This window comes from Idiomarina sp. ST20R2A10, assembly GCF_051842345.1.
Classification (GTDB): Bacteria; Pseudomonadota; Gammaproteobacteria; order Enterobacterales; family Alteromonadaceae; genus Idiomarina; species Idiomarina loihiensis.
On sequence record NZ_JBNIEY010000005.1, the window covers coordinates 146159 to 168496 of the forward strand.

Genomic DNA, 22338 nt, shown 5'->3' on the forward strand with positions numbered 1-22338 from the left:
TACCCGATGAGTCACTCAGGGTCGATAAATGAACAAGGCAAAAAGTGCAATAACCAGACAAGCAACGAAAAAAACCTGCCACTGCCTTTGCCAGCGGGGCGCTCTCGATATCAACAACTCGGCGGGACGTCCTTCAAAACGCTGTCTCGCTATACGAATTCCCTGCACTTGTATAGGCCCGCCCAAACTGACCCGGTGACAATAGCTGAAGCTTTGTATCCAGCTGAGCAGAATAGTAGAGAACAAAGGGTTACGTTTTAACGGCTGCAGCCTGAATTTATTACGCTGAAATAGCGCTATAAACCGTGCAGCCAAGGCCAGCAAAAATGAAGGCAAGAAATGGGTTACGGTGTGAAGCCAGTGTGTTGCCAGACCAAAGTGTCGGTACTTTGCCTGTGCAACCGGCCAAACCTGAGTCAGTTCGGAAAGGGTTCGTACCCCAAGTGCCGCTAGTGGCCCACCAACAAACCAGAAGAGCAAAGGCGTAAAGCGATGCTCCAGAATGCTGGTTGCGCGCAGTTCGATGCTGGTTTTGGCAATGCCATGTTCACTCAGTAAGTCGCAGTCGCGCCAGGTTATGCGGCTTAGCCAGGCGCGGGCGGCATTCTTGCGGCCGCGTTGCAGGTGGCTATCGGCTAATTTTATGGCGTGACTGACGGGCTGCTGACGCAGACTCACCAGTAAAATTAGCCAGCCAATAGCCAAAGACACTTCAGCACCGGCAAATACAATAGCTGCTGGCAGCAATACCAGCAGTGACATAGTTAACCACGCCAAAAAACCGGCAAGGCGCTGTTGGCCGACAGGGCGGTTGGGTTTGTTAACCTTGCCGCTCATGTAGGCGGCCATTAGCCGCAAAACGGCAAAGGGGTGCCACTGCTCTGGCCAGGGAAACCAGCGCTCTGCTAGCAAAGCCAGCAGAGCCAGAGCGACAGGTGATAATAATATGTCGGTTAAAAGTTCCGTGTTCATGCAGCTATACTGCCACGGAGCAAGTTAAGCGGCAATCGGCTGGTTATTCTTATCTTTATTTGTTGGTACCGCAGCACGAACATGTTCAGCCTGACGGATTTTACCGTGAATGTAGTCGTGCAGCTCGGCAACGCGATAGCCGGGTTTTGCTTTAAAGCGCAGGAACGGCAGTCCGGCAGCAGATAAGGTGTTCTTCAGGAATAAGTTACGTTTCTGCTGGTTCATTGACGACTGACCTGGCTCCAGCTCAATAGCTGCTTTAACCTGCATGGTGTGAATATCGCATAACACGTAGTCAAGAATGCGTTGGCTGGCTTTGTTGTGGGCATCTTTGCGTGCGGTAGAGGATAAACCTGAGCGCACGGTAACAATGTCGCTTAAACGAACTTTGGTGAATATGCGGAAGCTGTCGCCGACCGACTTTTCCAATAGTGTCAAAAACTGATCTTCCTGCGCGGTGCACAAGGAAACGTCTTTTAGCTTATAGGGGTAGGGTACATAGTTTTCAGACATTCGGCTGGCAATAATAGCCACCGCAATTAACACTACAACAAACAACAACAGGATAATTTCCATTTTTCACACCTCATCAGAAAATTGACGCTCTGTGAGGTGTGAAGCAAAAGCTGTGCCAGCTATGGCTGCTTATGGAATTTATTTAACCAAGGCTATGCCGAGTAACCGCCGGGAACACCTTTGGTCGTGACACTCACCGCGTCGTGTGCGTGCAGTGACTCGTAATGGTTAACCCGCAACCAGAAATCACGGAAGTTCGACATCTGGTTTAACTGATGTTGTAAGCGACGCGAGGCGTCCTCACAGAACATCAGGTTCTGTCCATTTAAACGCGCAAACTCTTGCTCGTCTTCACGTTTAACGGCCGCTTGTACTGGTGTTTTAAGAGCCCCTTCAATGGCGTCAATGAGTTCTACAATGGGAAAGTCATTAACACTGTCGCTTAAGGCAACTTTAACCTCAGCAACTGAACGTTGGCTGTGCGGTGTTGCAACAATACCTTCGGTGGAACCCAGCCACTCGTGCATGATGCTGGCATCTACCTGTTCCTGACCGGCAAATTTCTCGCTAAAGGCATCCTGAATTAACTGGCGCGCTAAAGCCGCAGAGCAAGGGCAAGTCGATGAATAAGGGACATCGACAGACAACTCCAGCTTTAACTGACCCGCATCGTAGCGGCCGGTTAAGCTGACGGGGTACGCTTTCCAGCCCTGCTTTTTGCTAATCAGCGATTTGCGGCGCAGGTGATAGTCAAAATCAAACTTAATAAAGGCCTGATCACTGATGTCTTTATGGCTTTCGATAAAGTCATTCAGCAACTGCTTTAAAGTATCGTGACTGAGCTCACCTTCGGTCGACATTTTGTCCAGCAACAAATACAAGCGAGACATGTGAATACCCTTGGTTTTCGGGTTTTTCAGATTGACAAAAGCTTCCACTTTAGCTGCTACCGGGCGTTCTGGTACGCCGGCTGCTGCTACCATCAATGGAACTTCAATATTGCTCATGCCAACCCAATCGAGAGCTCCCTCTGTCTGGGCCTGCGTTTGGTTGGCTACGTCGGGCATAACTGTTGGCATTCGTTGTGAACTCCAAGTGTCGTGAATATTGTCCGGCCTGTTTGATCTTGATCAATGAGGCTCAGTCTAAAGGTGGGCATTATATCGCAGAATTTCACCAGGTGACACCGATTGCCCTAATCGATTCTGTCTGCACAGTGGTTGACTCAAAACAGGAATACGCCGAGGATAGGGTTTTGGATTGATGGAGCATAAAAAGATGGCAGAAAAATCGGCGATAGACACCGAGTTATTACAGCAATACGTCGATACCTTAGGCGTTGAAGGCGTGAATTCAACGCTGGCGACTTTTGACGGTATTATTCAAAGCTATGCGCAATTATTGCATCAGGCAGCTAAAAGCCGTAATGAAGACGAGCTACGCAAACAGGCGCATAAAGTTAAAGGTGCTTGCGGTTCAGTCGGTTTAACTGAGTTATCTAAGCTGATGGAAAAGATTGAGAAAGAAGAGTGGGAGTGGCCGGTAGCTGAGCGTTTATTAATTGAATGGGCCGATGCGGTTATTCCGCACCGACGCCAAATTGATGCCTGGTTAGCTGAGCATCACTGAGCTTGCTGATCAACCTCGCCGATAAAGCGATAGCCTTCACCATGGATGGTGGTTATTAAGTTCGGTGTTTCCGGGTGAGACTCGAAATGCCGACGAATTCGGCGAATGGCAACGTCAACGGTACGGTCATTCGGACGCAGTTCTCGATCCAGCATACGTTTAACCAGAGTTTCACGGTCAAGAATGCGGCCCGGGTTAGATAAAAATAACTCCAACGCACGATACTCACTTTTCGGCAAGCGGAACATTTGGTTTTCCGGTGAGTACAGGCAGCGACTGTCGCTGTTCAAACGCCAGCCATGGAACTGGAATTCAACACTGTTGTTTTCAACCGGACTGCCTGAGCGTGATGCTTCAATACGGCGACACAGGTTGCGTACACGAATTGTCAGCTCTTTTGGGTTATAAGGTTTAATGAGGTAGTCATCAGCCCCTAACTCCAGTGCTAACAGGCGGTCATCTTCGCTGTCACGACCGGTTAAGAAAATTAACCCAATGTTGTCGCTTTCACGTAAGGATTCCGCAAGTTCCAGACCATTTTTACCTGGCAAATTGACGTCCATAATTACGACATCCACACGTTCCTGACGCATGATGTTTTCCATTTGCAGGCCATCAGCAGCATCAAAAACTTCGTAGCCTTCTTGTTGGAATAGACGTGTGAGGGTCTGGCGCGTAACAACTTCGTCTTCAACAATCAGTATTCTGGCATTCATAAGCGTTGATTTTCCCGGAAAGTTCGTCGCTGTGCGTACGGTGTTGAACTTATATTTATAAAAGTTATGACGTTACATTATGACTTTTGTTTGAGATTTTTCAAGCATTGCTGACCAAAGTGACAGGAAAACGGACAATAAACTCCACGCCGTTCTTTTCTTCACTAAAGAAGTGAATGTTTCCGCCCAGTACCTGAGTCACTAAATTGTAGACCAAATGCAGACCCAGCCCGCTGCCGCCGGAACCTCGTTTGGTGGTCACAAAAGGGTCAAATATTTTACGGTTAATATCACTGGGAACACCTTTACCATTGTCGGTATAAACCATTTCCAGCTTGTCATCACCTACCATAGTAAAGCTAATGTCCACTCGTCCGCTGCTATACCCTTCAAAAGCATGGATCATAGAATTGACAATAAGGTTAATCAGCACCTGATTTAACGGTCCGGCTTTAGCGCGCACAGTCAGCCCTTCAGGGCATGAAATACGGATAGGGAATTTCTCCGGATCCAGGCGTCTGGGCTTAACCGAAATAAGAACATCGTTCATGAACGACGGAATATGAATATCCCGGTCAATTTCTGATGACTGATCAACTGCCACCTGCTTGAAGCTGGTAACCAGATCCGCCGCCCGGCCCAAATTACGGTAAATAATTTGCAGGTTTTCATCGCAATCACTTAAAAAGCGCTCGAACTCTGAGGTTGAAATTCGCTTCTCGTCGAATTTCTCCTGCATTATCGTTAATTTGTCCTGCAGCAAAGTGGAAGCGGTAACTGACAGACCTATTGGTGTATTAACCTCGTGGGCAATACCGGCCACCATGTCGCCCAGTGACGCCATTTTTTCCGATTCAACCAGTTGCCCCTGATACTGGTGCAGTTGTTCCAGTGTTTTAAGCAGCTCACTGTTGGATTCTTTTAGTGCCTGGGTACGCTGAGTAACCTGACGTTCCAGCTCGGTATTTAACTGACTGGCTTCTTCTTCGGCCCGGCGCTGCCGGCTAATGTGTTGCTGCACACGATCAAGCATGGTGTTAAATGCGTGCGCCATCATATCGAATTCAACCAGCTTTGACGGCGCCAGGCGCAATGAATAGTTTTTGTCCCGGGCAACCTGAGAAATCACATCAACTACGCTGTCTAATGGCGTGACAATAGTCTTTCGCAAGCGCAAAGTTATTAGCCAGCAAAGTAGCAGTGTCAGTACGAAAACCACGCTGGCAATGCCAATTGAGCGCCACATGAATAAGCGGGCCTGCTCCAGTGAGCCACGCAAATACACGTAACCAATGACTTCATCGTCAAGTACTACGGGCTGAGAAACTTCAATGTAGTTGTCGTTAGTTTGCGGTGTTGTCAGTTTATCCAGTTTAGCGAACCGCGCCGGAATAGGGGGCAGGCCTTTTTTATTGTAGCTCGAGAAAAAGGTCAGTTCGTTACTGGTTTCATCCATTTTGTAGACATGAACATGCTGAATAAACGAGGTGTTCTCTAATGAACTCAGGCGTTGTTTTTCGTTAGCGTTGTCATTAAAAACTAAGCTGCTGGCAGCGTTGCCAGCCACAATGCGGGAATAAGACAAAGCCTGGTCATGCAATGATTCCTGATATTGTGCAACCTGACTCACAATATTAACCGTAAAACCGACGAGAAGCGCGAAGCTGGTGACCAACAACACGATATAAATCAGTATGCGCTTCAGTGAAATGGTATGCATTCAGTCTACGGCTCAATCTCTGAAAAAATTATATGTTTACTAATGTTAGCAAAGCGTTAACAAAAAAGGCATCAGTTAAACAAAAAAACGGGTTATTTATCGACAAGTTGCATGGTAAACACGATAACGGCCATTATCGGCTATAACACTGCAGTTGCCAAACACCGATTCAATAACCTCTGGCCAGGGCAGAAAACGGTTAGCAACGACTCTAAAAGCACCTTGTTTATTAAGGTGTTGCCGGGCATTGCTAATAAATTTCCGTGCAATTTCATAGTCGGTTCTCTGTCCGGTGTGAAACGGGGGATTACTGACAATGAAATCAAACTGTCCGGCATTTTCCGGTATGCCATCGGCTAAACGCAACTCGGGTGTTATTGGTTCATTGGCCAGTGTTATCTCACTGGCGGCAATGGCAATAGGACTCACATCACAGGCCATAAGTTCAGTGGCCACTGAAGCTAACTGCTTAGCGATAACTCCCGCACCGCAGGCAAAATCCATACCGCGGCCTTTGGGTAGATCCTTAATATGTTGCAGTAACAGCAAAGTTGCCGGGTCAATATGCTCACGACTGAATACGCCAGGCAAAGTAACAAAAGACTCTTGTTGCTGGTTTAATTCATAAGTGATGTTTTTGGCGTAGTCCTCAACCGAGGCGCTTTGATGAACCTGCTCATTGCGTTCACTGGCAAAAAGCAGGCAATGGTTTGCCGAAGCCAGTTTCTGCGGCGGCTGTAACCAGGCAGGCAAATGTTTCATTAAAGGTTGAATACCAGAGCGTTTTTCGCCGGCAAACCATACCGGAGTGCCAGTTGGTAACGACGCTAACTGTTCCAGTAAATACTGATTTAGCTCTTTTTCCTTTGCTACCAGAAATAAAACACCGTCGTAATGACTAAGGTTAGGAGGTTGAATTTGGCAAAAAACCGGGCGCCCGGCTGCTTTCCAATAAGCCGCGTGACCCGCGTGAAAACTCCAGGCCGAGGCATTAGGTAAGGCAGATAATTCGCCACCACCGGGATGAATAACCAATAATGAGCCATTAGCCCAGGGTTGCCCGGACTGACGTCCAAGCATAGATAAAATTGCAGCTGACATAGTGATACTCAACGGCTTAGAGCAAGCTGTCTACTCGTAGTTTTTTGTCCTGAAGTAAGAACATTGTACCATTTCGATGTTCTTTTATGCGCAGACTTTTCTCTTTAAAGATAAACAAAATACCCGGGAAGACTTCTTTGCTGACCATAGTGCGCAAAACGGGGTGGTTTTCGAATGCTTCCAGTATCGAATCTATGCTGGTTCGGGTATTAACAATGCGAGCTTTAAGTTTGCGTAACTCAATTTTTAGCTTTTTCTGGTATTCGAGTTTTTTCACGCCATCTTCCAGTTTGTCGCAACGGTTTAACCCCTGCTGTACCACTTTTACTCTGGCCAGAGTTTTTGCCAGCAGCGCCCGCATACTGTTTAAGTGCTGAAGTGACTGGGGGTCAGCGGGCGGAAGCGACCAGTAAATACGGGTTTTAGTGCCAGCCGGAGCGCCCAGCTGTCCACAATAGACATGATCACAGGTTTCAATAGTGCCACCAATGAGTTTGCCGCGGGCATTACGGCCTTCACCACCAATGGCCAGCGGTCCTTTGGTTATGACATGGCAATGGGTTAACTGTTTGTCCGTATTCACACCGGTTTGAGCTTCAAAGTAGGAATACTGAGCATAGGCACACCAGATGGAACCACCGGCAACAAGCTTGGTGGACACATCGGGTATCCATTCGTCGGCATCTTCGTCGTGCTCGGCATTGTCACCTGAATGAATCAGGTGGCCAATACAGCCTTTACGCACAGTGATATTGCCATCGGCGTATAGCTCGGCAGAATCGACATAGCCGCCAACCGTAATGTCGCCTGTACAAGTTACCTTCATTCCTTCACTGACATTGCCGGTGACAATCACGCTGCCCTTAAACTTAACGTGACCAGTTGATACATCGACGTTGTTTAGCTGCATAACATCATCAACTTGCACGCTGTTTTCGTTAAAACTAGGCATGCCGGTTCGGTCAGCAACAATTAAATTGGTATCGGTATCGCTGACGCGTGTCCCTTCTCCGGGTTTAAAGTCCCGATCTTCACCGTCCCGGGCTTCCAGTTCCCGTCCAAAAACAGTAAAACCAACACGACCTTTGCTCGGAGGTATCTTCTGCAATAGCGGAGAGTCTGGATCAACCGTGACTTCGGCTCCTAAATCGCGCATGTCCGCTGTACCGTCTTCACGCAACTGAGGGCGTAACACGCGTTTTCGAGCATCATCTGTCAGGGGTTTAAATTTGGCATTGCTGCCATTGATAGGGTATTTTCCCTTGGCCACGGTAACCGATAGCTCAGCACCGGGTGGAGCTTCATTAGTGTGTTCAACCAAGGCGTCAATAGCCTTGCGCTGAATGCCCGAGGTGATTTTCTTTTCCTTCAGCTTGGCAATGATAGATTCCTGCGTCAGGGCTTTGCCGCCATAACCGACAATACCGCTGGCAGTGACTTTCATATCATCGTCGCTTACTTGCAAATTTAAATCAGCGTCAAAAATCTCGGCAATAGCGACTTGAAAGGGAATGCTGCTGTTAGAGTCTTTACTGTAATGCTGGGAATACTTTGTTGCGGTTTGCAGCAGCATTTGTGGATCAAGCAATTTTGCAGCCGAAAACTTAGAAGCCTGCCAAGCTTGCTGTAGTTTATCTGCTTTGACCTCTGAGGGAGGGGTGCCGGCATCAATACTGATGTACACATCTCTTTCAGAAACCCGGAAACTGACCGGACTGGACATAGGGCGCCTGTACTCTAATTGTTGTTATAATTTTTATCGGGCTATTTTAACGAATGTTTACCCTTTTTTGTATTAATTTTAATCGTCCAGGACAACTTCATTACAGTAGCTTGCTATTTTTTCATTCACTGCGGCTAATTCAACGTTAACTTGTGTAATTGCTTCAGCGCGCTGCTCATAAGTCTTCTGCTGCCAGTTTTTGAAAAGTTGTGCAGCCAAAAGGCTCAAGTCAGTCGCGCCAATAGTAGCACTTAAACTTTTTAACGTATGTAACTGTAAGCGGGCCGCTTCAACATCTTCTAATAAGTCCTCTGTATTCAGCAAAGGAGCAAACTGTTCCAGGTAACAGTTCAGCACTTCCCGGTAGAGGTTGTGCTGGTTATCACAATGGCGCAGACCGCGGTTAAAATCAATCTGTACTGAATTACTGCTCATAAGGTTTGTTCTCGTAAACCTCGGTAAAAGAATCAACGCTTTCGGTAGCGTCCGACATGGCGTCTTTATCAAACTGTGCAACGTTGAATAAGGCTTCGCCTTCATTAGCTACCGGAATATTACTGCAGCCTATAATAATGCCGCGTACCGGAGATTCAACCGCATCGCCTTCGCCACCATGCGGGTTAACGCTTAAGGCTAATACTTGTTGTTTCTGAATGGTTTGTCCTAGCTCAACTTTGGGAATAATAAGGCCGTCGCGTTCTGCCCGAACCCAGGTGGAACGACGGGCAATGACAGGTGTAATACGACGACCACGACGGCGGCCTTTCATCATTTTTAAGTGCTTCATTACATTCTGTACGCCAATAACGCCGGCACTTATCGAGGCCTCATCAAAGCGCAGTCCTTCACCTGCCTCATATAAAATGAGAGGAATACCGAGCTCATTGGCTAAAGCCCGCAAGGAACCGTCGCGCTCTTTAGAGTGCAGAATAACCGGCGTGCTGAAAACCTTCGCCATGGCCAGTGCTTTTTCGTTTTCAACGTCTACCCGAATTTGCGGCAGGTTACTGCGGTGAATAGCTCCCGTGTGCAAGTCCACAATGTGGGTCGACCTTTTGACCAGCTCTTCACTGAACAAATACGCCATACGACTTCCCAGAGCACCGCGTTCCGAGCCGGGAAAGCAACGGTTTAAATCACGCCGGTCAGGCAAATAGCGAGACTGCTGAATAAACCCAAATAAGTTAACAATAGGCACCACAACTAAAGTGCCGCTGAGCGTGCGGGCGTCGGTGGTATTAATTAAGCGTCGGCAAACTTCAATGCCGTTCAGCTCATCACCATGAATAGCCGCGCAAACCAGCAATACGGGGCCGGGCTTGGTGCCATGAAACACATCTATGCGTAAGTCCAGCGGTGCGTCGTTATACAAACGCAACGCGGGCAGAGTTATATGCTGATGCGAGCCCGGCTCTACCCATTGTCCAGCCAGTTCAAAACCGTTCATTTTATCCTTGCCCTTTGGTACGGGTTTTATGCGCTTTGGCGTTTTTCTCAAGGAAGGTAATAATTTGCGACGCAACGTCTTTCTCGGTTGCCTGTTCAATACCTTCAAGCCCTGGTGACGAGTTCACTTCCATAACTAATGGACCGTGGTTAGAGCGTAAGATATCCACACCCGCTACGTTAAGCCCCATGGTTTTAGCGGCTTTAACCGCCGTTGCGCGCTCAGCCGGAGTTAGCTTAACTAGTGACGCGCTGCCGCCACGGTGCAAATTTGAACGAAACTCACCGGCTTTTGCCTGGCGCTTCATTGCTGCAATGACTTTGTCGCCAATAACCAAACAGCGAATGTCCGCACCACCAGCTTCTTTAATGTATTCCTGCACCATAAAGTTGGAGTGCAGACCCATAAAGGCTTCAATAACACTTTCAGCGGCCTGACGGGTTTCGGCTAATACCACACCAATGCCCTGAGTACCTTCCAGCAATTTAATAACCAACGGTGCGCCGCCAACCATGTCAATGAGGTCAGGAATGTCCTGTGGCTGACTGGCAAAACCGGTTGTCGGCAGGCCTATGCCTTTTCGCGAAAGCAACTGCAGCGAACGCAGCTTGTCGCGGCTACGGGAAATAGCGACTGATTCATTTAGCGGGTAGCTGCCTATCATTTCAAACTGGCGTAAAACAGCGGTGCCATAAAAGGTCACTGACGCCCCAATACGCGGAATAACACAGTCGTAATGGGGCAGTTCCTTGCCGTGCTTATGGATGGATGACTCACGCGCATTAATGTTCATGTAACATCTTAGCGGGTTAAGCACGTCAACTTCGTGTCCACGCTCTTCAGCGGCTTCCACTAAGCGGCGAGTTGAATAAAGTGAGGCGTTACGCGATAAAATCGCAATTCTCATTGCTCTTCTCCTAATAAGTGAGAGGCTTGTGGATCTACGATAAAGTTTCCGCGCATGGCTTGTCGACCCAATAACATACGGAACTTCATGGTGTCTCTATTAGTTAATGTCAGTTCGACCGCCTGGTCAAACTTACCCAGTTGCAACCGGGTTCGGATCACATAACGGGTTTCAGTATGCCCGCCGGAATCGGTCACTTCACGTTTATCAAATACCGGGGCTTCGCACACTTGTTCGCGCAAAGAGCCTTGCTCCGGGTGCATAAAAATACGCAACCACTCCTGCCCATCGCGTTCAAAAGGTTCAAGTTTGAATGCGTGCAGACACGAAGTTTTCGCGCCAGTATCGACTTTCATATGAATTAGATTAATATTGAGTTCAGGAAGTGCTCCCCACTCTTGCCAGCCAATTGTTGTCATTGTGCTACCTTGTTGTAAATCTTGAATGCTTAATACAGTATTTTTGGTAAAACGCAATTTTTATTGATCGATAGCCATAATTTTTACGTTCGTTTTGAAAACTGCTAGGTTTAATAAGATACTTAGTAATAAGACTCAACTTAAGGATAGCTCATGTCTGTTTGCCCATCTTGCGATTGTCGAAAACCTTTGGGGTTTGGCATTAAAATGGCCTTTCAGCCAATTGTTGATATCTCTGATAAAAGTGTATTCGCACACGAGGCTCTGGTTCGTGGAGAAAACGGCGAGGGCGCAGGACGAATATTGGGGCAAGTGACTGAAGACAACAAGTACACTTTTGATCAAACCTGTCGGGTTAAGGCAATAGAGACAGCTTCTCGTATTCAATTACCGGGTAGTTTAAGCATTAACTTTATGCCTAACGCCATATATGAACCGGAAACTTGTCTGGCAACCACCTTATCGACCGCTCACAAAACCGGGTTTGACCGGGATAAAATTATTTTTGAGGTGACTGAGCAGGAACAGGTTGTGAGCCAGGAATTTCTGGTGGAAGTGTTTGAAGCTTATCGTAAAGAGGGGTTCAGAACCGCCATCGATGACTTTGGTGCCGGTTACGCCGGATTGAATTTATTAGCTGACTTCCAGCCGGACATCCTGAAAATTGATATGAAGCTTATTCGTGATATTAGCCAGAATAAGGTGAAGCAAACTCTGGTTCGGTCCATTCAGCAAATTTCAGAAGAGCTGGGTATCCAGCTAATAGCCGAGGGCATTGAAACCGAAGACGAGTACAAATACCTGCGCGACAGTGGCATTACCCTAATGCAAGGCTATTTCTTCCAGAAACCTATGCTGGAAGCCTTCCAGGACATTAATTTCCCGTAGCCTGACATTTATGTCAGGTGAGATCCTGGTTCTGTGCGCCCTGTAACCTGACATTTATGTCAGGTGATATATCGCTCCTGACGTAAACGTCAGGCTACTTACGAGATGCCTGTAACTTCTGCAAATGGGCTTTAAAATCGTAAATGTCGCGGTCCAGCGCATTGGAACTTACGTAAAGGTCGTAACCAAGTAATTCCCGCATTTGTTCCATGCGCTTACCAAACACACCAATTAGCCCCTTATAAACAGTGCCATTAGGGCTAATGTAACTGTCCGGAATATCAAAATAAGGTGTATAATCCTCGCGCTCCGGTGCCTGATGCCGCAACGCCATAGTCAGCAACTGACGTTGTTCGAACAATAAGGCAGAAGCAAGCCGGGGCGAAATATCATCCAGCACTTCTTCAACCTGATACAACCGGAACCCCAGAAAGGGGGCGTCTTCAAGCTCCAGCACCCGGTTCACTCGGGGAACGTCGTAACGGATAATATTTTCCCAGCGAATCTGCCATTGTCCACGGCGGTGCAAATAACGAATGCCGTCTTCGGTTATCACCAGTGAAACCGGAGGCTCTATCACTTTACCAATGCCTAACAGCAAGAATATGCCGGACGTTGCGCCGAGCACCACAGTAACACCCACCGGAATATCGTCTCGCACCAGATGAAGGAAAACCAGTAGCGCAAACAACAATACCGCCAACCCACAAAAGGTTAATGCATTGCGCTTAGCCTGAGGACTGACATTAAATTGCATAGTTTCTCCTGTGTACAACCGATGATTCCTCGGATTACATAAACATCCGCTGCAATATCTGCCGGGTGAAATCCTTCTTAAGATAAAAGCCCCGTGGGCGCACTTCAATTATAGTACCTTCCGGGCCAATGGCCTCGGTCAGCGCCGAACCGTCTGCGGCTTTGGGGCGAATTTGCATGGCTTCCCCCTGACGTGCGGTAATACTCTCAACCTGGCCCAAAGCAATACGGTCCATATGCTCTTCCCAGTCGTTGCGCAGCAAGGCTTCTTCCTGTTCGCTAGGTATCCACAAAAACGCACTGCCAACTACCCGCTCGGCTAAAGGCACTTCGCGGCGGCCGTCAATGGGCAGCCACAACACCTGTTGTAATTTATTTCGTACGTTAGAAGTGGTCCATTGGACTCCCTGAATATTTACTAAAGGAGCGGTACAGACAAAAGTGGTTTCCAGCGGTTCACCGTCGGGCGTTACCGGCAGCGTTTTGAGTTCAACACCCAGCTCAGGGAAGTCCTGCGTGGGCTTAGAGCCCGCAGTGGCACCCAGTTGCAGCTCCAGTAGTTGTCCCACCCAGCCTTTGTCGCGGCGTAAATCTTTGGGTACCTGCAACCCGGTTTCAGCAGCCAGGTCAGCAAATGTACGGCCAGCTAAAGCCGCCGCGCGCTGAAACAATTCATCAATGGACTGAGGGCGTTGTGGCTTGTCGGTCATGACTTAAATCTTCGTAAATAGTGAATCAGCATTTGCCCGCAACCGGGCTTTATGGAAGAATCCACTGTAACAGAGAATAATTGAGGATGCTCGCGTGATAGATGCAGAAGGGTTCCGGGCAAACGTAGGAATCGTCATCTGTAACGGGCATGGGCAGGTATTTTGGGCTCGTCGAATTAACCAGCAAAGCTGGCAATTTCCGCAAGGAGGAATTCACGAAGGCGAGACCCCTGAGCAGGCAATGTACCGCGAACTCTACGAAGAGGTCGGGTTAAAGCCGGAGCAGGTTGAAATTCTGTACACCAGCCGACAGTGGTTGCGTTATCGCTTGCCAAAGCGCTTAATTCGACGTGAACAGCGGCCCATGTGTGTTGGACAAAAGCAAAAGTGGTTTTTGTTACGGCTAAAATGTCGTGAAGAAGACGTAGATGTTTTACATTCAGGCCACCCTGAATTTGATGGCTGGCGCTGGGTCAGTTATTGGTACCCGGTGCGGCAGGTCGTATCCTTCAAGCGCGATGTATATCGTCGGGTGATGAAAGAGTTTGCCACGCAGGCGATGCCATTTCGAGCTTCGGGAGGGCGTCAGCACAGGCGCAAACGTTAAATATGATGTTGGTTACATTGCAAAGGATAGTCCAGGGCGTCAATAAAGCGCCTGATTTCAACATGGCATTAACTACCATGGTGAGTCAGGTGCGCGAAGCCTTAGAAACCGACAGTTGCAGTGTATTTTTGGCCGACAACGACCAGCGTCAGTTTGTTATGGCGGCCAGTGACGGCTTGCGTGCCGAAGACGGAAAACCCGTCCGGGTCGACTTTGGCGAAGGTATTATCAGTTTAGCGGCACAACGAGAAGAGCCGCTAAACATTGCCGATGCCAGTATGCATCCCGCCAACAAAAAACTCAGCGACACCAACGAGAATATTTATAAGGGCTTACTAGCCGCTCCTATTATCCACCGCCGCAAAGTGCTGGGTATAGTGGTGGTGCATCAAAGTGTGGCGCGCAGTTTTAGTCGTGAAGAAGAAGCTTTTATTGTTACTTTGGCAGCGCAGTTGGCGGCAGTTATAGCGCATGCCGATGCCAAAGGTTTGCTGGTTAGTGAACACTCCCCCTGGATACACAGCTTAAGGGGCTTGCCCGGTTCGCCCGGTGTGGCCGTGGGTGAGGCTTATGTGTCGCGACCAGAAGCGCGTATAGATGAAGTGACTCCACGACGTTCCGACAAACCCATTCACGAAATTCGCAAGTTCCGTCAGGCGGTTGCACGTACCCGAGCCGACTTAAAAGAACTGTCCAGGCGCATGGCGGGGCAGGTGCCGGATGATACGCTGGCAATTTTCGATGTGTACCAGGGCATGCTGGACGCGGCCAGTATGGGCGACGCCGTCGAAAACATGATTAAAGAAGGCTGGCGCGCGCAAACCGCATTAAAATACGTGGTCGAGCAGTTTGTTGCTCAGTTTGAGGCATTAGAAGACTCTTATCTGCAAGAACGCGCCACCGATGTGCGTGACATAGGTCAGCGGGTGCTGTTGCACTTACAAAACCGTCAGCGTAAACGCAAGCCCTTGCCGGACAACTTCATTTTGATAGCGGACGAAGTCACTGCTTCAATGTTGGCCGAGCTGCCGCGAGAGCAAATTGCCGGTATCATTTCATTAAATGGTTCGAGTAACTCGCATGCTGCTATTATGGCGCGCAGCATGAACATTCCGGCGGTGCTGGGTGTCGACGACATCGAGCTGCACTTCTTCTCCGACCGCTTGCTGGCAGTGGATGGCTACACTGGCGAAATTTATGTGGACCCGCCAGCGCAAGTATTAACTCAGTTTCATCAGTTAGCCGAAGAAGAACAAGAACTGCGTGACATTGTTACTGAGCATAGTCATTTGCCTGCAGAAACGCAGGATGGTCAGCGCATAAGCCTGCACCTGAACCTTGGGCTGGATGTTACTCACGACTACCTGAAAACGCTGAACATCGATGGCGTGGGTTTGTATCGCTCAGAAATTCCGTTCATGATGCGCGACCAATTGCCCACAGAAGACGAACAAACCGAAATGTATCAGGAAGTGCTGGATCAGTTTCCTGATCAGCCAGTGGTTATGCGTACGCTGGACGTGGGGGGAGACAAGCCGCTACCCTATTTTCCGTTAAAAGAAGACAACCCATTTCTGGGCTGGCGCGGTATAAGGTTAACTCTGGACCATCCGGAAATTTTCCTGATTCAAATTCGCGCTATGTTGCGAGCCAGTATTGGCAAAAGCAATTTGCGTATTTTGCTGCCCATGATAACCAGCACCAGCGAAGTTGACGAAGCGTCACGGCTTATCAAACAAGCGTATTTTGAGGTAGCCGAAGAGCAGGGCTGTGAAGTGGGTGTTAACCTGTTTCAGCCGCAGCTGGGCGTGATGATAGAAGTGCCCGCCGCTATTTATCAGTTGCCGGCTATGGCCAGCAAAGTCGATTTTTTCTCGGTCGGCAGTAATGACCTGACACAGTATTTGCTGGCGGTGGACAGGAATAACCGCCGCGTTGCCAGCCTTTATGACGCCTACCACCCGGCAGTATTAGCCAGCCTGGATGAAATCGCCCGGCGCTGCGAAGAAATTGGTAAGCCCGTTAGTGTCTGCGGCGAGTTAGCCGGTGATCCGGGCGGTGCTTTACTGCTGGTGGCTATGGGTTATCGACAGCTCAGTATGAACAGTTATAACGTCGACCGGGTGCGCTGGATACTGCGTAATGTGCGTTCCAGCACGTTAAACGTGATGCTGGCTAAAGCTTTGCAGGCACGTAACCCCGATCAAATTCGCAAAATGATTGCCGAGAAGATGGAAAGCATCGGACTCGGTGGTTTTGTCAGAGCAGGGAAATAAGCATGTTACTCACCACCTGGATTTGGTGTATTGGCGGCGGAGCAGTGGCGGGTTTATTAGCCGGCTTGCTGGGTATTGGCGGTGGTCTGGTTATTGTGCCACTACTCATTTATTTACTGCCTATTATTGGCGTGCCGCCGGAGCTGGTTGTCCCCAGTGCTATCGCCACCAGTCTGGCAACCATTTGTATGACCACAGCCAGTGCATCACGTGCGCATGCTAAACATGGTTTGATGGAGAAATTCTGGCTAATTAGGGTATTGCCGGGCTTGTCTGTTGGCGCAATGACGGGCGCTTTTCTGGTCACTGTTGTTGATCCGGACTGGTTAAAAATCATTTTCTCAATTGTGTTAATAGCCCTGGCTGCCCGCATGGTACTTCCGCAGAAAACTGGCGAACCATTAACTTCAGTTTCTAAACGGTTAGTGGCGCTGGGCAGTTATATTATCGGAACCATATCGGGCCTGGTTGGCATTGGCGGTGGTGCGCTGACCGTGCCATTTTTAAGCCGTATGCGCTTACCGGTGCGCCAGGCTATCGCCATTTCCTCGCTCGGCAGCTTTGTTATTGGTTGCAGCTCGGTCGTAATGTTCATTTTAAATGGCTGGTTGTCGGGTAGGGAAACCGGTGCTTTAGGTCTAATTAATGTGCCTGCCTGGTTAGGGATTTCCGCTGCATCGGTGCTATTCGCCCCACTGGGTGCTAAACTGGCGCACAAATTACCAGTTAAACAGTTACAGCGCGTTTTTGCGGCGTTTTTAATTCTGGTCGCCATACAACTTATTTTTAATTAACTATAAAGCAGGGAGTACAAGCAGTGCCGTCTAATGACTATTGGCAATTTCCCGCCATTGATCCTGTTCTTTTTCATATTTGGGGACCTTTGGACATTCGCTGGTATGGCCTTGCCTATATAGCGGCTTTTGCCTTCGCTTATTTTTGGGGCATGCGCCAGACCAAAACAGACCCTAACTGGAGCAAAGAAGAGTTCAGCGACCTAATGTTCTGGGGTTTTATCGGCGTTATTCTCGGTGGTCGCATCGGTTATACACTGTTTTATCACTTCGACTACTTTATCGATAACCCGTTGTACCTGTTCTACATTCACGAAGGCGGTATGTCATTCCACGGCGGCTTGCTGGGTGTTATTGCTGCTATGTATCTGTATGCCCGCAAAAAACAGCGCTCGTTTTTGCAAGTAGGCGACTTTGTTGCTCCGTTAGTGCCTATGGGGTTATTTTTCGGACGCATTGGTAACTTTATTAACGGCGAGCTTTGGGGGCGTGCGGCAGAAGTGCCTTGGGCTATGTATTTCCCCAGTGGCGGGCCGGTGCCACGCCATCCGTCGCAGTTATACGAAGCTTTGTTAGAAGGCTTGCTGTTGTTCGCCGTTATTCTGTGGTTCCAGCGCAAACCCCGAGGCGTTGGTGCGGTTAGCGGGTTGTTCCTGCTCGGCTATGGTGTTGCACGCTTTATTGTCGAATTCTTCCGCGAACCCGATGCTCACTTAGGCCTGCTGTCTTTAGGCATGTCCATGGGCCAATGGCTGACCCTGCCAATGATTATTCTGGGTATTATTCTCATGGTACGTGCACAGAAGCAATTGCCTACAGGCTGATGGATACGGGATGTAGCCTGACATTCATGTCAGGTGAGATATTGGCTCTGACATGAATGTCAGGCTACGAAGAGGGCATGCGGGATACCGTTCCTGACGTAAACGTCAGGCTACTTCAAATGAGCTTCCACGGATAAGATCTCACCTGATGCAATAGCATCAGGCCACAGCATCAGGTACGATGTAAAACATTACGCACAACATAATTCGCATAAAATGAAACAATACTTACAGCTGTGTCAGCGCATTGTCGACGAAGGTGTCTGGGTTAAAAATGAGCGTACAGGCATTAACTGCCTGACGGTCATAAACGCCGACTTAGAATACGATGTTGCCAACAACCAATTCCCGCTAATTACCACTCGGAAAAGCTATTATAAGTCAGCTATTGCTGAGCTTTTAGGGTACTTGCGAGGCTACGACAGCGCCGCCCAATTCCGTGATATTGGCTGTAAAACCTGGGACGCCAATGCCAATGAAAACCAGGCTTGGTTGAATAATCCGAATCGCAAAGGCGAAGACGACATGGGCCGCGTTTACGGCGTGCAGGGGCGCTCATGGCAAAAACCGGACGGAAGCCATTTAGACCAACTGAAAAAGGTGATCAACAACCTGTCAAAAGGTATTGATGACCGTGGCGAAATCGTCACCTTTTATAACCCCGGCGAATTTGAATTAGGTTGTCTGCGTCCGTGTATGCATACCCACAATTTTTCGTTGTTAGGTGACACGCTGTATCTGACTTCGTACCAACGCAGCTGCGACGTACCGCTGGGACTCAATTTTAACCAAATTCAGTGCTTTGTTCTTTTAGCTTTGGTGGCACAAATTACTGGTCACAAGCCGGGCAAGGCCTACCACAAGATAGTGAACGCTCACATTTATGAGAACCAGTTGGAACTCATGCGTGATGTACAGCTGAAGCGAGAGCCTTTTCCATCGCCACAGCTGCATATTAACCCAGAGATAAAGTCTTTAGAAGACATTGAAACCTGGGTCAGCAAAGACGATTTCACCGTCAGCGGCTACCAGTGCCACGAACCCATTAAATACCCCTTCACAGTGTAGCCTGACGTTTACGTCAGGAGCGATGTCGAATACACGGCATCGCTTAATTATTTAGGCGGTATTTTTACTGGTGATGTGGCCTGACATAAATGTCAGACCACATCACCAGCGTAGGTTGCGTCATGGGTCATATGCGGCCAAGTTACTGTCTACCCAAGATTCGTTAATGTAAGCCCAATCGGGCGGGTATCGATTGTTACGCAGGTAACGATTCAAAGTTGAATAGGGCCATTCGGTAGCGTTTGAAACGTAACGGTGTTTTACCGGATTGTAGCAACAGTAAAGCAAATACATGTATAACTCTTTCTCATTACGAATTGTGTGCTCCCAATACCCTTTCTGCCATAGGCTGCTTAACTGCCGCTTTTGTCTACTTTTATTCTTATAGTGCTGACTATAATTTTTGGCGGAGAACTCAGGTAAAGCTTTAGAAGTTAAGGCCTTAATTTTAGACCATCGAACCGGAACATCAGTGTCCACTATTCGCAATACGCAATGCAGGTGATCAGGCATGACAACCCAGGCCTCTATTTCAAAAGGGTGAGTACGCATGGTTTCTTTCACGGCACTACGTAACGCAGCCAGAACATCGGGGTGTGTTAGTACCTTTTGTCTTTTGTGGGTGCAAACGGTAAAAAAATACCATCCACCTTCGTAGTATCTGCGTACATTAGTCATGCAGGTAATTAATAGCCATAACCCGGAAACGGTCAATTCCATTGTGTTGTAGGAAAACGGCGTATTGGTTGATGCAGCTTGGCATTGATGTAGCCTGACGTTTACGTCAGGAGCGATGTTGAACACATGACATCGCCTAATTATTTAGGCGGTATTTTAACTGTGGGTATATCTCACCTGACATAAATGTCAGGCTACGTCGGCGGGTATATCCACATGCAATGGCATCAGGTTGTGGCCTGCGCTAGAATAAAAGCATTCAACAATGGCCGGGAGCCTGAATCTATGACGTTAAAAGTCACTCTGTGCGATGACTCCAAGATGGCACGTAAGCAGTTACTTCGCACGCTGCCAGATGACTGGGATGCTGAGGTTCACCAGGCGGAACACGGCGAGCAGGCGCTGGCATGCGTGCGCGAAGGTCGCGCCGAAGTGCTGTTTCTGGACTTAAACATGCCGGTAAAAGACGGCTACGAAACTCTGCAGGCTATAAAAGAAGAGCAATTAGAAACTTTGGTTATTGTCGTGTCCGGTGACATTCAGCCCGAAGCTCAAAAGCGTGTGCAGGCGCTGGGGGCTATGGCTTTTGTGAAAAAGCCAATGAAGCCAGAAGACATACAAACTCTGTTGCAGCAATTTGGTTTGTACCAACCGGCCGCGGGTCAGCTTAAACTGGCCGATGAAACACCACAGGCTCCGGCGAATCCGCTGGATGTTTACCGGGAAGTATCGAACGTTGCCATGGGGCAAGCAGGTGATCACTTAGCCCGGGTGCTGGATACCTTTATTGAACTGCCTGTACCTAATGTCAATTTTATCGCCCCTTCCGAGCTGCACATGGCCATAGAGTCTATCGACACCAACAAGCAGGTGGCCGCGGTAAGTCAGGGGTTTTCCGGCAGCGGTATTCTTGGCGAAGCGCTAACGCTGTTTAATGACGCCTCTATTGACGATATTGGCAAGTTGTTGGGCGCTAAGCTTGGTGAAAGCGGCTCAATTAAGCAACAACGCATTGAGTCGTTAATGGACGTCGCGTCCATTTTGTCCTCGGCGTGTTTAAACGGCTTAGGCCAGCAACTGCATGTGGAATTTGCAGCTTCGCAGCCGGTGCTGTTAGGCGAACATCAGTCAATGCGGGAATTGATTAAACACGGCGAACATCGCTGGCAGAAAATTCTGGCAATAGAAATAGGTTATCAGTTACCGGAGCACAAACTGGCTTTCGACTTACTGCTGTTATTTCCGGCCGATGCGGTGAAAATTCTTGACCAGCAGCTGGCTCATTGGCTTCAGGGAGACGACGAATGATAGACGATATGGACGAACTGCACAGTAAACTGAGCATTCTGGGCGCCATTGATGTCGGTATTGTGGTTATTGATAACGACAACAACATTCAGATGTGGAACGAGTTTATGCAGAATCACAGTGGCCTGCGGCCTAGTGAAGTACGCGATAAAAACTTATTTCGCTGCTGTCCGGGTATCGAAGAGGCTTGGTTTCAGCGTAAAATTGACCGGGTGCGGCAGTTAAATTCGCGGGTGTTTATTACCTGGCAACAACGTCCTTACGTCTTTCGTTTTCGCCACAGCCGCCCAATAAGCGGGCAGAGTGAATGGATGTACCAGAATGTCACCTTAATTCCGCTGAAGAACCCGCGTGGTGAAGTGCACCAGGTGGGCATTATTATTTACGATGTGAGTGAACAACCCAGCCATGAGTGAAGAAGTACCTGATCAACGTTTTGGCGGCGTAAGCCGTGTATACGGACAAGCGTCGTTAACGCAGTTTCAGCAGTTACATATTGTGGTCGCCGGGCTTGGCGGCGTTGGCTCATGGGCGGTGGAAGCTCTGGCGCGTACAGGTATTGGTAAGCTAACGCTAATCGACCTGGACGATGTGTGTGTCACTAACATTAACCGACAGCTACCGGCTACCGATGACACCATAGGCCAGCTTAAAAGCGAAGTATTGGCGCAGCGGGTGAAAAGCATTAATCCTAACTGCGAAGTGCGGTTAATTGACGACTATTTGCTGCCGGAAAACTTTGAAGAATACTTAACCGGCGCCGATGCCGTGCTCGATGCCATAGACAGCGTTAATACTAAGTCGGCTTTAGTGGCCTGGTGTAAGCGTCGCAAGCTGCGCATAGTGGTGTGCGGCGGAGCGGGTGGGCAGATAGACCCTGGTATGATCCGCGTCGGTGACCTTGCCAAAGCCAAACAAGACCCGTTGTTGGCTAAGGTGCGCTCACAACTGCGCCGCGACTACGGCTTTTCCAAGAACCCCAAACGTAAATGGGGCGTTGACTGTGTCTATTCCGAAGAGCAGTTGCGCTATCCAATAATTTCCGGTGAACACGAAGGCGAAGTCACGCTGCAAAAACCGGGCTCCGGCACCATGCGCATGGACTGCAGCTCCGGCTTTGGCGCCGCCATGGTAGTCACCTGTAGCTTTGCCATGCAAGCCACTGCTACGTTATTGAAGCGGTTGACATCCAAAAAATAACCTTTTGCGTGGTATAGGTTGCAAAAATAGATTCGTTCGTCTATTTTGAGTGTAATATCACTCAATTTTAAGTGTGTGC

Annotated in this window: 24 protein-coding genes; 10 read left to right on the top strand and 14 right to left on the bottom strand. The window is 48.7% G+C overall.

Annotated elements, in window-relative coordinates; genetic code table 11:
- Positions 1–15: 15 nt before the first annotated feature.
- From ACP7H9_RS09355 to folE2, 3 genes are all read right to left on the bottom strand, one after another.
- Positions 16–972 carry a cobalamin biosynthesis protein CobD/CbiB gene (locus ACP7H9_RS09355; RefSeq protein WP_439222617.1) on the bottom strand — a complete coding sequence of 319 codons (957 nt, stop codon included), beginning with the start codon at positions 970–972 and terminating at the stop codon, positions 16–18.
- Positions 973–996: 24 nt separating this feature from the next.
- A complete protein-coding gene (locus tag ACP7H9_RS09360; RefSeq protein ID WP_034818485.1) occupies positions 997–1548 on the bottom strand; it encodes a DUF2726 domain-containing protein in 552 nt (183 codons plus the stop codon).
- A 92-nt stretch (positions 1549–1640) separates the two neighbouring features.
- On the bottom strand, positions 1641–2567 hold the full coding sequence (gene folE2 / locus ACP7H9_RS09365; RefSeq protein ID WP_011233750.1) for a GTP cyclohydrolase FolE2: 927 nt from the start codon (positions 2565–2567) through the stop codon (positions 1641–1643).
- Between the two features lie 199 nt (positions 2568–2766).
- Here folE2 and ACP7H9_RS09370 point away from each other — a divergent pair, with 199 nt between their 5' ends.
- Positions 2767–3117, top strand: a complete 351-nt coding sequence (locus tag ACP7H9_RS09370; RefSeq protein ID WP_034818550.1) for an Hpt domain-containing protein — start codon at positions 2767–2769, stop codon at positions 3115–3117.
- On the opposite strand, the gene arcA is transcribed toward ACP7H9_RS09370, so the two are convergent.
- From arcA to ACP7H9_RS09410, 8 genes are all read right to left on the bottom strand, one after another.
- Positions 3111–3833: a two-component system response regulator ArcA gene (arcA, locus tag ACP7H9_RS09375; RefSeq protein ID WP_034818483.1), complete on the bottom strand. Its 723-nt coding sequence runs from the start codon at positions 3831–3833 to the stop codon at positions 3111–3113. The two genes, ACP7H9_RS09370 and arcA, sit on opposite strands and share 7 nt — an antisense overlap.
- Positions 3834–3933: 100 nt before the next feature.
- Positions 3934–5553 carry an ATP-binding protein gene (locus tag ACP7H9_RS09380; RefSeq protein WP_011233753.1) on the bottom strand — a complete coding sequence of 540 codons (1620 nt, stop codon included), beginning with the start codon at positions 5551–5553 and terminating at the stop codon, positions 3934–3936.
- Positions 5554–5649: 96 nt separating this feature from the next.
- Entirely contained in the window at positions 5650–6654 is a 1005-nt protein-coding gene (locus tag ACP7H9_RS09385; RefSeq protein ID WP_034818482.1) for a class I SAM-dependent methyltransferase, read from the bottom strand.
- Between the two features lie 16 nt (positions 6655–6670).
- On the bottom strand, positions 6671–8377 hold the full coding sequence (locus ACP7H9_RS09390) for a DUF342 domain-containing protein (RefSeq protein ID WP_034818481.1): 1707 nt from the start codon (positions 8375–8377) through the stop codon (positions 6671–6673).
- Positions 8378–8455: 78 nt separating this feature from the next.
- Entirely contained in the window at positions 8456–8812 is a 357-nt protein-coding gene (locus tag ACP7H9_RS09395) for an Hpt domain-containing protein (protein ID WP_034818480.1), read from the bottom strand.
- Positions 8802–9824, bottom strand: coding sequence for a succinylglutamate desuccinylase/aspartoacylase family protein (locus tag ACP7H9_RS09400; protein WP_439222618.1), 1023 nt, complete (start codon positions 9822–9824; stop codon positions 8802–8804). The genes ACP7H9_RS09395 and ACP7H9_RS09400 overlap by 11 nt, the downstream gene beginning before the upstream one ends.
- A gap of 1 nt (position 9825) precedes the next feature.
- Positions 9826–10731, bottom strand: coding sequence for a 30S ribosomal protein S6--L-glutamate ligase (gene rimK, locus ACP7H9_RS09405; RefSeq protein ID WP_011233758.1), 906 nt, complete (start codon positions 10729–10731; stop codon positions 9826–9828).
- On the bottom strand, positions 10728–11150 hold the full coding sequence (locus ACP7H9_RS09410; RefSeq protein ID WP_011233759.1) for an ATP-dependent zinc protease family protein: 423 nt from the start codon (positions 11148–11150) through the stop codon (positions 10728–10730). The genes rimK and ACP7H9_RS09410 overlap by 4 nt, the downstream gene beginning before the upstream one ends.
- 153 nt (positions 11151–11303) lie before the next feature.
- Here ACP7H9_RS09410 and ACP7H9_RS09415 point away from each other — a divergent pair, with 153 nt between their 5' ends.
- On the top strand, positions 11304–12038 hold the full coding sequence (locus ACP7H9_RS09415; protein ID WP_439222619.1) for an EAL domain-containing protein: 735 nt from the start codon (positions 11304–11306) through the stop codon (positions 12036–12038).
- A 94-nt stretch (positions 12039–12132) separates the two neighbouring features.
- On the opposite strand, the gene ACP7H9_RS09420 is transcribed toward ACP7H9_RS09415, so the two are convergent.
- Positions 12133–12795 carry a DUF2982 domain-containing protein gene (locus ACP7H9_RS09420; protein ID WP_110013609.1) on the bottom strand — a complete coding sequence of 221 codons (663 nt, stop codon included), beginning with the start codon at positions 12793–12795 and terminating at the stop codon, positions 12133–12135.
- A 34-nt stretch (positions 12796–12829) separates the two neighbouring features.
- Positions 12830–13504, bottom strand: coding sequence for a DNA mismatch repair endonuclease MutH (gene mutH / locus ACP7H9_RS09425; RefSeq protein ID WP_273025233.1), 675 nt, complete (start codon positions 13502–13504; stop codon positions 12830–12832).
- A 94-nt stretch (positions 13505–13598) separates the two neighbouring features.
- On the opposite strand from mutH, the gene rppH reads away from it, so the two are divergent.
- From rppH to ACP7H9_RS09450, 5 genes are all read left to right on the top strand, one after another.
- Positions 13599–14111 carry an RNA pyrophosphohydrolase gene (gene rppH, locus ACP7H9_RS09430; RefSeq protein WP_011233763.1) on the top strand — a complete coding sequence of 171 codons (513 nt, stop codon included), beginning with the start codon at positions 13599–13601 and terminating at the stop codon, positions 14109–14111.
- Between the two features lie 5 nt (positions 14112–14116).
- Positions 14117–16387, top strand: a complete 2271-nt coding sequence (gene ptsP, locus ACP7H9_RS09435; RefSeq protein ID WP_041291772.1) for a phosphoenolpyruvate--protein phosphotransferase — start codon at positions 14117–14119, stop codon at positions 16385–16387.
- A gap of 2 nt (positions 16388–16389) precedes the next feature.
- Positions 16390–17181: a sulfite exporter TauE/SafE family protein gene (locus ACP7H9_RS09440; RefSeq protein WP_439222620.1), complete on the top strand. Its 792-nt coding sequence runs from the start codon at positions 16390–16392 to the stop codon at positions 17179–17181.
- Between the two features lie 23 nt (positions 17182–17204).
- The gene (gene lgt, locus ACP7H9_RS09445; RefSeq protein WP_439222621.1) at positions 17205–18005 is read left to right on the top strand and encodes a prolipoprotein diacylglyceryl transferase; all 801 of its coding nucleotides are present in this window, start codon (positions 17205–17207) and stop codon (positions 18003–18005) included.
- Between the two features lie 216 nt (positions 18006–18221).
- A complete protein-coding gene (locus ACP7H9_RS09450) occupies positions 18222–19073 on the top strand; it encodes a thymidylate synthase (protein WP_439222622.1) in 852 nt (283 codons plus the stop codon).
- A gap of 120 nt (positions 19074–19193) precedes the next feature.
- Here the strand turns inward: ACP7H9_RS09450 and ACP7H9_RS09455 are convergent, their stop codons facing one another.
- Positions 19194–19877, bottom strand: a complete 684-nt coding sequence (locus tag ACP7H9_RS09455; protein ID WP_286823568.1) for an REP-associated tyrosine transposase — start codon at positions 19875–19877, stop codon at positions 19194–19196.
- Between the two features lie 90 nt (positions 19878–19967).
- On the opposite strand from ACP7H9_RS09455, the gene ACP7H9_RS09460 reads away from it, so the two are divergent.
- From ACP7H9_RS09460 to tcdA, 3 genes are read left to right on the top strand one after another with little or no spacing between them, the layout of a single operon-like run.
- On the top strand, positions 19968–21059 hold the full coding sequence (locus tag ACP7H9_RS09460; protein WP_439222623.1) for a response regulator: 1092 nt from the start codon (positions 19968–19970) through the stop codon (positions 21057–21059).
- On the top strand, positions 21056–21475 hold the full coding sequence (locus ACP7H9_RS09465) for a PAS domain-containing protein (protein ID WP_011233771.1): 420 nt from the start codon (positions 21056–21058) through the stop codon (positions 21473–21475). The genes ACP7H9_RS09460 and ACP7H9_RS09465 overlap by 4 nt, the downstream gene beginning before the upstream one ends.
- Positions 21468–22259, top strand: coding sequence for a tRNA cyclic N6-threonylcarbamoyladenosine(37) synthase TcdA (tcdA, locus tag ACP7H9_RS09470; protein ID WP_439222624.1), 792 nt, complete (start codon positions 21468–21470; stop codon positions 22257–22259). The genes ACP7H9_RS09465 and tcdA overlap by 8 nt, the downstream gene beginning before the upstream one ends.
- The last annotated feature ends 79 nt before the right edge of the window (positions 22260–22338 follow it).